Annotated in this window: 10 protein-coding genes; 5 read left to right on the top strand and 5 right to left on the bottom strand. The window is 36.0% G+C overall.

Annotated elements, in window-relative coordinates; genetic code table 11:
• Positions 1–48: 48 nt before the first annotated feature.
• On the bottom strand, positions 49–1,581 hold the full coding sequence (locus ACEWK1_RS16070) for a bifunctional metallophosphatase/5'-nucleotidase (protein WP_121662418.1): 1,533 nt from the start codon (positions 1,579–1,581) through the stop codon (positions 49–51).
• A 206-nt stretch (positions 1,582–1,787) separates the two neighbouring features.
• Here ACEWK1_RS16070 and helD point away from each other — a divergent pair, with 206 nt between their 5' ends.
• Together helD and ACEWK1_RS16060 are read left to right on the top strand one after the other, a co-directional pair.
• Positions 1,788–4,130 (top strand): RNA polymerase recycling motor HelD, encoded by a 2,343-nt coding sequence (helD, locus tag ACEWK1_RS16065; protein WP_212134149.1) that lies wholly within the window; start codon positions 1,788–1,790, stop codon positions 4,128–4,130.
• Positions 4,131–4,150: 20 nt separating this feature from the next.
• Complete coding sequence (locus ACEWK1_RS16060) at positions 4,151–4,429, top strand: hypothetical protein (RefSeq protein WP_121662416.1); 279 nt, start codon at positions 4,151–4,153, stop codon at positions 4,427–4,429.
• A 72-nt stretch (positions 4,430–4,501) separates the two neighbouring features.
• On the opposite strand, the gene sinI is transcribed toward ACEWK1_RS16060, so the two are convergent.
• Together sinI and ACEWK1_RS16050 are read right to left on the bottom strand one after the other, a co-directional pair.
• Positions 4,502–4,636 carry a DNA-binding anti-repressor SinI gene (gene sinI / locus ACEWK1_RS16055; protein WP_232273337.1) on the bottom strand — a complete coding sequence of 45 codons (135 nt, stop codon included), beginning with the start codon at positions 4,634–4,636 and terminating at the stop codon, positions 4,502–4,504.
• A gap of 176 nt (positions 4,637–4,812) precedes the next feature.
• The gene (locus ACEWK1_RS16050) at positions 4,813–5,571 is read right to left on the bottom strand and encodes an NADPH-dependent oxidoreductase (protein WP_121662415.1); all 759 of its coding nucleotides are present in this window, start codon (positions 5,569–5,571) and stop codon (positions 4,813–4,815) included.
• A 124-nt stretch (positions 5,572–5,695) separates the two neighbouring features.
• Here ACEWK1_RS16050 and ACEWK1_RS16045 point away from each other — a divergent pair, with 124 nt between their 5' ends.
• On the top strand, positions 5,696–6,493 hold the full coding sequence (locus ACEWK1_RS16045; RefSeq protein WP_232273915.1) for a glycerophosphodiester phosphodiesterase: 798 nt from the start codon (positions 5,696–5,698) through the stop codon (positions 6,491–6,493).
• Between the two features lie 45 nt (positions 6,494–6,538).
• On the opposite strand, the gene ACEWK1_RS16040 is transcribed toward ACEWK1_RS16045, so the two are convergent.
• Both ACEWK1_RS16040 and ACEWK1_RS16035 read right to left on the bottom strand, forming a co-directional pair.
• Complete coding sequence (locus ACEWK1_RS16040) at positions 6,539–6,721, bottom strand: hypothetical protein (protein ID WP_121662413.1); 183 nt, start codon at positions 6,719–6,721, stop codon at positions 6,539–6,541.
• Positions 6,722–6,991: 270 nt separating this feature from the next.
• Complete coding sequence (locus ACEWK1_RS16035) at positions 6,992–7,894, bottom strand: LysR family transcriptional regulator (protein WP_121662412.1); 903 nt, start codon at positions 7,892–7,894, stop codon at positions 6,992–6,994.
• A gap of 138 nt (positions 7,895–8,032) precedes the next feature.
• On the opposite strand from ACEWK1_RS16035, the gene gltB reads away from it, so the two are divergent.
• Together gltB and gltD are read left to right on the top strand one after the other, a co-directional pair.
• Positions 8,033–12,601: a glutamate synthase large subunit gene (gene gltB, locus ACEWK1_RS16030; protein WP_121662411.1), complete on the top strand. Its 4,569-nt coding sequence runs from the start codon at positions 8,033–8,035 to the stop codon at positions 12,599–12,601.
• Positions 12,602–12,616: 15 nt separating this feature from the next.
• Positions 12,617–14,101: a glutamate synthase small subunit gene (gene gltD / locus ACEWK1_RS16025; protein ID WP_121662410.1), complete on the top strand. Its 1,485-nt coding sequence runs from the start codon at positions 12,617–12,619 to the stop codon at positions 14,099–14,101.
• Positions 14,102–14,165 lie beyond the last annotated feature (64 nt).

Genomic DNA, 14,165 nt, shown 5'->3' with positions numbered 1-14,165 from the left:
TCCCCTTTAAAAGGGGGGTATTTTTAATTACTAATGTTCAAAAAGATTCTAGCTTTTTTTCAAGTAATGAATAAAAACATCCCGAATAGTTTCACCAGTAAAAATAATTTCTCCTGCTTTAAAAGCGGTAAAACCATCCCCTCCATAAGCAAGGTAATCACTTGTTACTACAGTATATATTTTATCTGGCTCTATTTCTTTTCCTATAGAATCTTTTAGCTCAATTATTTTATTTAATTTATTTTCTGTGTGGGTCATTTGATAACTAATTCCGCTAGATTGCAAAAGATTCTCTTTTTCGTGAGTCCATTGTTGGTTTAAAATGTTGATCAATTGTTGTCCAGTTACTTGCATTTTTACTAATTTGTGATTAAAAGGTAGTGACCTATAAATATCTTCAAGTGTGACCTTTCCTTTATTTAATGAAAACCTAATCCCTCCGTGATGCAGAAATGCAATGTCACTATTTGTTTTGTCTCGAATCGCCGAAACAATCATGCTTCCAAGTTCTGATTGTCCTTTAGTATTCTTTTTTCTAGAAAGATCATGAGGGAGTGAGGATATGATTTCGTTTGTTTGTCTAGAAAGCTTTTCCTCGTATTGAGTCAAAAGGTTTACTACAGTCTGGTCTGGGTTAATAAGAGAATGGAAGGTTAAATGAATGTCAGCTTTTTTGTTAATAATCTGACCATTTTGTGGATTGATTATAATTTTAACATCTGAAATGGCTTTTCCATAGGCATAACCTTGGACAATTAATTTATTATCTACAACTGTGTTGGCGTATCCATGACTGTGACCGGCAAATATAACATCCACTTCATCGTGTAGGAGAGGTGCCATTTTAATCATATCTAACTGAGGGTTTCCACCTTTTAAATTGGATTTAGCGGAAATATGTGCTAGTACAATAATGGAACGAACACCTTGATCGATAAGCTTTTCCGTTGCTAGATTTATTGCTGCAACTTCATCTGAAATTGTAATTTCTTGACGGTTTTCTGTAATGACAAATTTATTTGTTTCGGTAGTTAAAGCACCGATGAAACCTAATTTTACACCATTCATCTCTTTTATCGTGTATGGGGGGAGAAGGGGTGAGTTTGATTTATTTTCTATTACGTTTGCAGAAATATAAGTAGCAGTAGATCCTATAAAAAATCCATCTTTATTTCCTTCTACTAGTCTTAACATTTCTTGGACTCCTTCATCAAATTCATGGTTTCCAAGAGTACCTATATCAACATTTAGGTAGTTTAAAAACTCGATTGTAGGCTCATCATGGAATAGTGCTGAAAGTGGGGGGCTTCCTCCGACCATATCGCCTGAGTGAACAAGGAATGTGTTTTTGTATTGCTTCCTAAATTTATTGATATATGCTGATACATACTCTGCTCCACCAACTTTTTGGCCTAAAATGTTGTGGTGAGTGTTTAATTGACCGTGGAAATCGTTTAGTCCAAGTAAGTGAATTTCAATCGTATCTTCGGTTGACGTTAAGGTTGTTGCTGAATAAACGGTGGTTGATACAAGTAGTAAGCTAATAAGACAGTAAAGAATGATCATTTTATGTTTAGTCATAAGGGATCCCTCCTTCTTTTCTTACTATTAGCTTAGCAATGAAAAATGAACAGACAGCAAATATTCTGTAAAGTTTTAATGAATTTATTAAAAGTAACATAAGCTTTCCAATATGTAGGATTTTCACGATAATGTCTAGAATGTAAAGATAGGAGAACAAAAATAGCGGTTAGTTTCAATAGAATAGTCTATAAAGGCGGGATTTAATGGATACTTTTGAAAAAAATCTTCAAGATGAACAAATTAGAATAAATAATGTTTTACATAAATTGAAACATGATTTAATGGGTCTACAAAAACAAACGTCAACGGTGAAGACAGATATTATCGAAATAAGAAAGAATTTCTGGGAAGATGTAACGGTGAATTTTGATGATGCTGTAGAAGCAGGTGAAACAGCTACAAGTATAAAACAACAAGCTGAATTTTTAGCTGAACGAGAGCATCGACATAAAAATCTGGACCAAGACGAAAAAAACTTAAAACGACTTATTGAAGCACCGTATTTTGCAAGAATTGATTTTGTGGAAGAAGGGGAACAGGAGGTTGAAAGTATTTACTTAGGAATTGCATCTTACCTTGATCCGAGTACAGATGAGTTTCTTATCTATGATTGGCGTGCACCAATTTCTAGTTTATATTATGACTATTCTATAGGTTCTGCAGAATTTACTGCCCCAGGTGGGGTTGTTAGTGGGGAGCTTAAATTAAAAAGGCAGTTTATTATTAAAAACGGAAGCATTAAAAGTATGTTTGATACCGGAATTACAATTGGCGATGAACTTTTGCAGGAAGTGCTTGGAGATCAATCAAACACCCAAATGAAAAGCATTGTAGCTACCATCCAACAAGAACAGAATAAAGTAATTAGAAATGAAAAGGGGAAGCTACTATTTGTGCAAGGAACTGCCGGAAGTGGCAAGACGTCAGCGGCTCTTCAGCGCATGGCCTATTTACTATACAAGCATCGTGAGACTTTACAGGCAGAAGAAATTTTGTTGTTTTCTCCGAACTTTATGTTTAATAGCTATATACGTAATGTTTTACCTGAACTTGGTGAGGAAAATATGCAGCAAACAACATTTCAGCAATATTTACAACATTCACTTCGTGATCAGTATGAGGTGGAAGATCCATTCACTTCAATGGAATATATGTTAACGGAAAAAGATGATTCATTATATTCTGTTAGAAAAATGTCAGCTGCTTATAAATCTTCGTATGATTTTATGAGTGTAATTGATCAATATTTGGATTATTTGAGTAATGAAGGGTTATTGTTTCATAATATTACGTTTAGAGGAGATATTATTTTTAGATCAGATGACGTTTCATCGTATTTTTATTCGTTGAGCTCAACACTGTCTCTTTCTAATAGAGTGAAGCTTCTTTCAGAGTGGCTACTGAGCGAGTTAAAGAAAATGGAAAAAGGTGAGAGGGAAAAGTCATGGGTTGAAGAAGAAATTCAGTTTTTAAGTAAAGAAGAATACCAAATTTTTTATGAAAAATTAACGAAACAAAGAAAATTTACTGAAGATACGTTTGATGATTATGAGCGAGAGGAGAAAATGCTACGTAAATATGTTGTTAAGCGACATTTACGTTCAGTTCGAAAAGAAATCAATTCTCACTTATTCCTAAATATAAAGGAAATATATCGACAGTTATATAATATGCCTTCTCATTTTATGATTGGAAAAAATGAAAGCCTCTTAGAAGAAGAGTGGAAAGATGTTTGTTCTTTTACAATTTCCGAGATTAATCAAAACAGACTGCCTTATGAAGATGCAACTCCTTATTTGTATATAAAGGAGAAAATAACTGGATTTCAAGTGAATACGAGTGTAAAATATGTGTTTATTGATGAGGCACAAGATTATTCTGCGTTTCAATTTGCATTTATAAAGCAGCTTTTCCCGAACGCAAGATATACAGTGCTAGGTGATATAAACCAAGCAATTTATTCACACCATTCCAAATCTGGAATTGATGCATTAATGAGCTTATTTCAAGGAGATTCAATTGAAAAAATTACGTTAAACCGAAGTTATCGCTCAACCAAACCAATTATTGAGTTTACTCGTGAAATTCTTAATACTAAAAATGACATTGATCCTTTTAATCGACAGGGACCAAAACCTATTATTATTGAAAAAACAGAGCTCTCAAAAGTTGTTTCTAGCATAGTAAATAGAATCAGAACATTGGAGAACTACCAAACGATTGCGATCATTTGCAAGACTGCAAAGGAGTCACAGGAAGCTTATCAAGAACTTAAACAGCATATGAATGTACAGCTAATTGATAAAAAAAGCAATGAGTTCCAAAAAGGGATTATTGTCATCCCAGCATATCTTGCAAAAGGTATCGAATTTGATGCTGTTATTTTGTTCAATGCTTCTAAAGAGCAATATTATGAGGAAGATGTAAGAAATTTATTCTATACAGCCTGCACAAGAGCGATGCACGAATTATTTATCTATTCTGCAGGACAAGTGACTCCATTTGTTGAAAAAATCTCTAGTCATCTTTATAGCAAGGAAGAATAATGTCAAAAAGGAGGGACAATGTGGAAGTAATAGCTAACTTACCCTATATTACAGTCAAAAGAAATATTGAAGAAAATATTTTATTTCATAGAGAAGAACAACATAATATCACATTGTCTACTAGTGAAATTACCACTTCTTTTGAAACTTTCTTAATAAAGGATGTATTAGATATTTCGTATCGGATCATTTCAAAGGAAATAGGATTTCTTTACTTACATACAACAAGAGGTATGTATTCATTTCAAATGCGATCCAATCCTGAGCAATTTATCAAGGAGTTTAAAAAGATAAAATAAGGTTTTAAATAAAAGGGACAGATTTTTCAAGGAGAAATGAAAAATCTGTCCCTTTTACATATGTACCGAAGATTAAGTGCGTTTTTTTTCTTTTGCTTTTTGTTTCAAAAATTGTTTGAACTCTTCTTTACTAATATTGGACTTCATCGCTTCGAGTGTTAATTCTAAAACTTCATTTTTCCTGTCATTTTTCATAGCATCAGTCAAAATGTATCACCTCCGCAGTTAGTAAAGGATGCTTAGAAAGATACTAATTCTCTATACCCGGATGAAATACGATTAAAACCATTTTTCATTCATTTAATCATAATTTTTTAGAAATGTTAACTAAAATATATGTTAGATTAACAAATGAAAAACTGACAAGGAAAGTATTGTCAGTTTTATGATAAATCTTTACAAGTAAATCCCTGCTTCTTAAGCATTTTGGGTACGTCAGGGTAGTTATTATTATAATGTGAGCCTTTATAAAAGTTCGATATTCTTTCAGTCCACGAAGTATCTCTTTGACCATTTGTTTTATTGAGTTGGTGCTGTTTATACTGCTTGTTGTACTCTTCTATATATTTTTGTTGATTCTCATTATAGGACTCACTATGAACAAAAGCGTCTTTAGGTAATCGAGGGTTTAAACCGGGATCCTCTGAAGGGTAGCCAATACATAATCCTGATATCGGAATAACATATTCAGGTAATTGTAATAATTCAATTACTTCTAGTGGTCTTCGACGTATCCCACCTATTGGAACAGTTCCTAATCCTAATGATTCAGAAGCTGCTATTGCATTACTAAGTGCTATCCCAACATCTGTTGCACCAACTAATAAGGAATCAGCATCATTTACTACTTCAAAAGGAACATTTTCCATTTCACTTGCTATTTTCGCCCGGTAAAAATCCGCACAAAAAACTAAAAAGACTGGTGCCTGATCAATATGTTTTTGATTTCCACATAAAACAGAAAGCTCTTGCTTTTTCTCTTTATTTCTTATAACAATAACAGACACCTGCTGCCCGTTAATCCAATTCGGAGCTGCTTGAGCTGAGGAAAGAATCGCATTTAGGTGTTCTTGTTCAACCTGTTTATCTTCATATTGACGAAAAGAACGGTGACTTGTTAATGTGTTAATAACATCATTCACAAATTTTACCTCCTAACAATCTTCTTAATTGTACTTTACTTGATTTTACCTTTTCTTTCAAAGATTTGAATTTATGTGAGCGGTGTCCTAATATGAACAAGTAAAGGAGCTTGGAAATGTGAAGATGGTTCGTAAATTTAAAGAGAGCTTTCTATTCTCCAAAAGAAAACATCATGATATAAAAGGTAACTTCAAAGTTGTTGCACATCGAGGTGCTTCAGGGCATGCTCCTGAAAACACCATGGTAGCTTTTAATAGGGCAGTAGAGCTTGAAGCAGATTATATTGAACTTGATATACAGATGACAAAAGATGGTAAATTGGTTGTTATTCATGACCCTACCGTTGATAGGACAACGAATGGAACTGGTGAAGTCAAAGAATTTACATACGAGGAATTAAGAAAACTAGATGCTGGTTCTTGGTATCATAAGAAATTTTCTGGAGAAAAAGTTCCAAGTTTAGAAGAAGTATTGCTAACATTCAAAGGGAAAATAGGTTTGTTAATTGAAGTGAAAAATCCTGATTTATATGATGATCTTCATATGAAATTAGCTGAAGAACTTTATGTTTATAAGAAGGATATGTTTAAAAGTGAAGAGGTTATTGTTCAATCTTTTGATTTTGAATGGCTAGAGAAGTTTCATACTAAGTTAGCGCAGGTTCCTCTCGGCTTACTTGTTAAATATCGAGTGCAAGGAGTGTCAAATGTACAATTAAAAGATTGGTCTTCATTAGTCCAGTTTATAAATCCAAATAAAGCTCTTGTTACGAAAAGATTAGTAAAAAAAATTCACTCGTATAATATGAGGACTATGCCATACACAGTTAGAGATAAAAAAACAATTAAACCCCTACTAGATGCAAAAGTGGATGGAATCATAACAGACTATCCTGACTTTTTTATGAGCAACGAGAGATAAATGAACAGAAAAGAGGTTCACTTCGTGAGCCTCTTTGCATAAGGTTTAAAGATTTTCCTGCTGTTGACCAATTTCTTTTTCAGCAATTAATGAATTAGCTACTTCTTGGTTTTTATGCTCCATAACTGAATCACCATCAATATTTTTCTTATTAGGAAACGTACCATCCGTTTGTAATGTGAGTTGCTCTTGTTTTGGTGCATTAGATAGGTATTGTTCTTTTTTCATAAACAACATCCTCCTCCTTTATTTTGTATTCTTATGTTCCTCTAAAACATAGATATCATTCCAAAGAAGAAAATCCTTCAAGCTCTAACTTTTTTTTCTGAATACTAAAAATGAAAGCGTTTAATTTGTATATATAATAGAAGAAACTAGGAACAAGCTTACAAGGTAACTGAATGGGAAATCCCATTAATTTCTAATTTCATACAAACTAATAAATGTTATGATTAAGCAAGAGTTGACCTAGCAAAACCAAAGTCAACTCAGGTTGATTTATTGATATTGCTCTAGCATCGAGAAAAAGTCTTTTACAAACTTATAGAACACTTTTTCCGAAGGGGCAAGATCTCTTTTTTTCGAAACGATAATTCCAACTGAACGTCGAACTAAAGGAAGTTCAATTGGTATTTTTACTGTAAAGCGGGGAATGGACTCATGAAATGTACTTTCTGGTAACAAAGTAACACCCATTCCGGCAGAAACTAAACCTTTGATAGCGTCCAAATCTTCTCCTACAGAAGATATGTTTGGAACAAATCCTGCTTGCTTACATGCTTCCACCACAATTTCTTGTAAAACAAAGCCTCTAGGGAAAAGGACGAATGAGTCATTTCTTAACTCATTAAGCAGAATACTGCTTTTGGATGCTAGGTGGTGTGTTGATGGTATTAAAGCCGAAATGCTCTCTGTAAATAAAATTGTTCCTTCAATTTCAGGATTATTTTGAGGGACTGGTCCTAAAAATGCCAAATCAATTTCACGATTCACAACAGAATCAATTAAAAATTTATAAGAGCCTTGACGTAAATGAAAGGCAACATTTGGATGCTTATCCTTAAATGCTGATATAACGGTTGGCAACAAGTGACTTGCGAGACTTGTTGGAAAGCCAATCTTAATTGTTCCTCTCTCAGGGTCTAAGTACTCATCGATCTGTTTTTTCGCATAATCAATTGCTTTCATTGCAGTTTTTGTATGAGTAAGAAACACCTTTCCGATCGGTGTAAGCTTGACATTTCGACCTTCTCTTTCAAATAAGGTAACACCTAGTTCCGCTTCCAGATTAGCAATTTGTCTACTTATTGCTGATTGAGCAACATGTAAATATTGAGCAGCTTCAGATACATGCTCACGCTCGGCTACTTCCATAAAATAACGTAATTGTCGTAATTCCATTATAGGCCTCCAAACTATTTATATCAAAATGAGATTGATTTAATCTAAATTATATATTGTTAACATTAATTTTGAAAGATATAATGTAATTATCTGAAAATTCTCGGGTGTAAGATTATCTAACGGGGGGAGATATACATGACTTACAATCAAATACCTAAAGCACAAGGTCTCTACCGTCCTGAATTTGAACATGATGCATGCGGTATCGGTTTATACGCTCATATTAAAGGCCATGCTACACATGATATTGTAAAAAAAGGACTTAGTATGCTTTGTCAATTAGACCACAGGGGTGGACAAGGCAGTGACCCATTAACAGGAGATGGTGCCGGATTAATGGTACAAATTCCTGATGCATACTTTAAAAAGGCTTGTCAGGAAATGACCCTTCCTGAAAGTGGACGCTACGGTGTCGGGATGATGTTTTTCTCAAATGACGATTCAGAACGTCTACAGATTGAAGAACAACTAAACAACTTTATTGAAGCTGAAGGTCAAACTTTATTAGGTTGGAGAGATGTACCAGTAAACGCAGAGGAAATTGGACCAGTAGCTAAATTAAGCTGCCCAGTTGTTCGTCAGGTGTTTATTGGAGCAGATGAATCAATTCAAGATAACATTACGTTTGAACGTAAATTATATGTGATCCGTAAACAAGCAGAAAACTGGGCAAGAGAGCGTGAACTACGTTTCTATTTTACTAGTCTTTCAAGCAGCACAATTGTCTACAAAGGATTATTAACTCCTGAACAGGTTGATGCATTCTATCTTGATCTACAGGATGAAGATTTCGTATCTGCTTTCTCACTAGTTCACTCACGCTTTAGTACAAATACATTCCCAAGTTGGGAAAGAGCACATCCAAATCGCTATTTAATCCATAACGGAGAAATTAACACACTTCGTGGAAACATGAATTGGATGAAAGCAAGAGAACAACAATTCGTGTCAGAAGCATTTGGCGAAGATTTAAATAAAGTACTACCAATTTTAGATGCAGACGGAAGTGACTCATCTATTTTAGATAACGCATTTGAATTCTTTGTTTTAGCTGGTCGTAAGCCAGCACATGCTGCAATGATGATGATTCCAGAACCTTGGACTGAGAATCCTCATATGAGTCCTGAAAAAAGAGCGTTCTATGAATATCATAGTTGCTTAATGGAGCCATGGGATGGTCCAACCGCAATTTCGTTTACAAATGGTAAACAAATTGGTGCGATTCTAGATCGTAATGGTCTTCGTCCAGCACGTTATTATGTAACAAAAGACGACTACATCATCTTCTCATCTGAAGTAGGTGTTATTGAAGTCGATGAAAAAGATGTTTTATACAAAGATCGCTTAAGCCCAGGGAAAATGTTGTTAATTGACTTAGAACAAGGGCGTATCATCTCTGATGAAGAGATTAAAGAAGAGATGGCGCAAGAAGAGCCATATCAAGAATGGTTAAATGAACAGCTTATTAAGCTTGATGGCCAAGCGGCAGATTTAGAAGAAGAAGTTGTAACAGATATTGCTGAGCGTCAACAAGCTTTTGGTTATACGTACGAAGATATTCAAAAATATTTACTTCCTATTATTACAGAAGGTAAAGACCCACTAGGATCAATGGGTAATGACACTCCACTTGCGGTATTGTCAGATCGCCCACAATCTTTATTTAACTACTTTAAGCAATTATTTGCTCAAGTAACAAACCCGCCAATTGATGCAATTAGGGAACAAATTGTTACATCTACAATGACTTTATTAGGTACTGAAGGAAATATTCTTCATCCTACGAAAGAAAATGCACGTAGAATTCAAATAGATTCACCTGTTCTTTCAAATGGTCAATTAGCACAATTACGTTTAAACCTACACTCTAGTTTCAAGAGTAAAACACTTCAAGCATTGTTTACGGATAATCTTGATGCAGCAGTAAATGACTTATGTGCAGAAGCAGATCAAGCAATTGCTGATGGTGTAAATATCATCATCATCTCAGATCGTGCTATGAACTCTGACAAAGTTGCTATTCCAGCACTTTTAGCAGTAGGTGCACTTCACCAACATTTAGTACGTCAAGGAACACGTACAAAGGCGAGCCTTGTCATTGAATCTGGTGAAGCAAGAGAAGTTCACCATTTCGCTGCATTAATCGGTTATGGAGTGGATGCAATTAACCCTTATTTAGCTTTTGCAACTTATAAAGAAGCTGTTTTAGATGGCAGTCTTTCATATAGCTATGATGAGGTTGTTTCAAAATACATCAAAGGTGTTACTGAAGGTGTTGTAAAAGTAATGTCTAAGATGGGGATTTCTACTGTTCAAAGCTACCGTGGTGCTCAAATCTTTGAAGCAGTTGGAATCAGCCAAGGAGTTGTCGATCGATTCTTTACTGGCACAGCGACACAGCTTGGTGGAATTGATCTAGAAACAATTGCAAAAGAAGCTGTTTTACGTCATAAAGATGCTTTTTCTGAAAAAGTTGATAAAGTATTGGATTCTGGTAGTGACTTCCAATGGAGAAAGAATGGGGAACACCATGCATTCAATCCTAAGACAATTCATACGTTACAGTGGGCTTGTCGTAAAAATGATTACAGCCTCTTTAAACAATATTCAGAAGCTGCAAATGAAGAGAGAATTGGTTTCTTACGTAATCTATTCTCATTCAACAGCAAGAAACAATCCATTTCAGTTGATGAAGTAGAATCAGTTGATTCAATCGTAAAACGTTTCAAAACAGGTGCAATGTCATTTGGTTCATTAAGTAAAGAAGCACACGAAACACTTGCGATTGCAATGAACCGTCTTGGCGGTAAGAGTAACAGTGGTGAGGGTGGAGAAGATCCAAACCGTTTTACTGCTGATGAAAATGGAGATCTTCGCCGCAGTGCTGTGAAACAAATTGCATCTGGACGTTTTGGAGTTAAGAGTCACTATCTTGTAAACGCTGATGAACTTCAAATCAAAATGGCACAAGGTGCGAAGCCTGGTGAAGGTGGACAGTTACCTGGTAACAAAGTTTACCCATGGGTTGCCGATGTTCGTGGTTCAACACCTGGTGTGGGATTAATTTCACCACCGCCTCACCATGATATTTATTCAATTGAGGATTTAGCACAGCTTATCCATGATTTGAAAAACTCAAATCGCGATGCACGTATCAGTGTAAAACTTGTTGCTAAAGCTGGTGTTGGTACAATAGCAGCAGGTGTTGCTAAAGGTGCTGCTGATGTGATTGTTATTAGTGGTTATGATGGTGGTACTGGTGCTTCTCCAAAAACAAGTATTAAACATACAGGACTTCCATGGGAGCTTGGACTGGCGGAAGCGCACCAAACGCTAATGCTGAACGGTCTTCGTGATCGCGTTGTATTAGAAACAGATGGAAAATTAATGACTGGACGTGACGTAGCTCTAGCAGCTATCTTAGGTGCAGAAGAGTATGGCTTCGCTACTGCTCCACTTGTGGTTATGGGTTGTATTATGATGCGTGTATGTCATTTAGATACTTGTCCAGTAGGTGTTGCAACACAAAATCCGGAGCTTCGTGATAAATTCACTGGAGACCCAGATCACATTGTGAACTACATGCGTTTTGTGGCTCAAGAAGTTCGTGAAATTATGGCTGAGCTTGGCTTCAGAACAATGGATGAAATGGTTGGAAGCACAGATGTTCTTGAAGTAAGTGAACGTGCGAAAGCTCACTGGAAAGCAAAACATTTAGATCTATCTACACTATTATTCCAACCTGAGGGTACTCGTACTGCAAGAATGAAACAAAACCATAAAATTGATCAATCACTGGATATGGTTGAAATTTTACCTAAAGTTGAAAAAGCAATTGAATCTGGTACACCAATTGATGCTTCATTTACTATTAAGAATATTAATCGTGTTGCAGGTACAATTGTAGGTAGTGAGATTTCAAAACGTTACGGTGAAGAAGGATTACCAGAGGATACAATTACCCTTCGTTTCACTGGCTCTGCTGGTCAAAGCTTTGGAGCATTTGTTCCTAATGGTGTGACAATGCATTTAACGGGTGATGCCAATGACTACCTAGGAAAAGGTTTATCTGGTGGTAAAATCATTGTTAAACCTTCGGCTGATTCAAGCATTGTTGCTGCTGATAATGTGATCATCGGAAATGTACCATTCTATGGTGCAACAAGCGGTGAAGCATACATTAACGGTCATGCTGGTGAACGCTTCGGTGTTCGAAACAGTGGTGCAAATGTTGTGGTTGAAGGTGTAGGAGATCATGGCTGTGAATATATGACTGGTGGCCGTGTTGTCATCCTTGGTGAAGTTGGTAAAAACTTTGGTGCAGGTATGTCTGGTGGTATTGCATACGTGCTTACTGATAACAAAGATGAGTTCAAAGCAATCTGCAATGATGAAATGATTGAATTTGAGAGTTTAGTAGATGACCAAGAAATAAACTTCTTAAAAGAAATGGTTCAAAATCATTATGATTATACAGGAAGTCCGAAAGCAAAATTTGTTCTAGATCATTGGAGTGAAACAGTAGCAAAATTTGTTAAAGTTATTCCAAAAGATTACAAGCGTATGATGAATCGTATTGCTGAGCAAATGGCAGCTGGACTAACAAATGAAGAAGCAATTATGAGTGCGTTTGAAGCAAATGCGAAATCTGAGAAAAAAGGTTCGGCGACAAAAGCGTCACGTTCCAAAGCAGTAGTACAGTAGAAAGGGGAGAGGAAGATGGGGAAAGCAACAGGATTTTTAGAGTTTAAACGTGAAGAGGCAGCTGAGCGCGACCCTCTTAAACGTTTAAATGACTGGAAAGAGTATTCAGCTCCTTTCTCTGAGGAAAAGTTAAGCAGACAAGGAGCGCGCTGCATGGATTGCGGCACTCCTTTCTGTCACATTGGTACTGAGATTAATGGTTTCACTTCAGGATGTCCAATTCATAACTTAATTCCTGAGTGGAATGACTTAGTCTATCGTGGAAGATGGAAGGAAGCATTAGAACGTTTATTGAAAACAAATAACTTCCCTGAATTTACAGGGAGAGTTTGTCCGGCACCATGTGAAGGATCTTGTAACGTGGCGATCTCAGACCCCGCCGTTACTATCAAAAACATCGAAAAAGCAATCATTGATAAAGGGTTTGAAAATGGTTGGATCACTCCGCGTGTTCCTGAAAAACGTACAGGTAAAAAGATTGCTATTGTTGGTTCAGGTCCTGCTGGTCTAGCAGCTGCAGATCAATTAAACCAAGCTGGTCATACGGTTACTGTTTATGAACGTGCTGATCGCCCAGGTGGATTGTTAACATATGGTATTCCTAACATGAAACTTGATAAGGGCATTGTTGAACGACGTGTGAACTTACTAACTCAAGAAGGTATCACTTTTGTCACGAATACTGAAGTTGGAAAAGACATCACTTCAGAACAGTTACGTGAGCAACATGATGCAGTTATTCTTTGTGTTGGAGCTCAAAAGCAGCGTGATCTGAAAATTGAAGGTCGTGAAGCAAACGGTGTTCACTTCGCAATGGATTATCTTACTGATGTAACAAAAAGCTATCTTAACACAAACTTTGAAGATGGTCAGTTTATCAATGCTGAGGGCAAAGATGTTATCGTAATTGGTGGGGGAGACACAGGTGCTGACTGTGTTGCAACAGCTATCCGCCAAAATTGTAATAGTGTTGTTCAGTTTGGTAAGCATCCGAAATTACCAATGTCACGTACAAAAGAAAATATGTGGCCAGAAGCTCCACATGTTTTCACAATGGAATATGCTTATGAGGAAGCAGAAGCTAAATTTGGCGAAGATCCTCGCCAATATTGCATCCAAACTACTAAGCTTGTTTCAGATGAAAATGGAAATCTTAAAGAACTTCATACTATTCAAATGGAAAAACTAAAAGATGAAGAAGGTCGTTACTACTTTGAAGAAGTACCAGGTTCAGAAAAAGTATGGCCTGCTCAACTAGTATTCATTGCGATTGGTTTTGAAGGAGCTGAACAACCAGTTCTAAAGCAGTTTGGTGTTGACCAGACAGCTAGAAATGTTGTTGCTGCTAAATATGGTGATTTCCGTACAAATATTGATGGTGTATTTGCCGCTGGTGATGCTCGTCGTGGTCAAAGCTTAATTGTTTGGGCTATTAACGAAGGTCGTGAAGCAGCACGTGAAGTGGATCTGTATTTAATGGGTAGTACAGTATTAGCTTAATTTTCAAATAGATTCTTATATTAAAGACCTAAAGTCTCGTACTTTAGGTCTTTTGACATTTATT

It is taken from the genome of Metabacillus sp. YM-086 (assembly GCF_048059995.1).
GTDB classification, from domain to species: Bacteria; Bacillota; Bacilli; order Bacillales; family Bacillaceae; genus Metabacillus; species Metabacillus litoralis_B.
Note: the sequence above shows the minus strand (reverse complement) of the source record. Positions and strands in the feature narration are given on the sequence as shown.

Coding starts and splice junctions, on each gene's coding strand:
- ACEWK1_RS16070 (WP_121662418.1), bottom strand. CDS start 1,581: ATGACTAAACATAAAATGATCATTCTTTACTGTCTTATTAGCTTACTA.
- helD (WP_212134149.1), top strand. CDS start 1,788: ATGGATACTTTTGAAAAAAATCTTCAAGATGAACAAATTAGAATAAAT.
- ACEWK1_RS16045 (WP_232273915.1), top strand. CDS start 5,696: ATGGTTCGTAAATTTAAAGAGAGCTTTCTATTCTCCAAAAGAAAACAT.
- ACEWK1_RS16040 (WP_121662413.1), bottom strand. CDS start 6,721: ATGAAAAAAGAACAATACCTATCTAATGCACCAAAACAAGAGCAACTC.
- ACEWK1_RS16035 (WP_121662412.1), bottom strand. CDS start 7,894: ATGGAATTACGACAATTACGTTATTTTATGGAAGTAGCCGAGCGTGAG.
- gltB (WP_121662411.1), top strand. CDS start 8,033: ATGACTTACAATCAAATACCTAAAGCACAAGGTCTCTACCGTCCTGAA.
- gltD (WP_121662410.1), top strand. CDS start 12,617: ATGGGGAAAGCAACAGGATTTTTAGAGTTTAAACGTGAAGAGGCAGCT.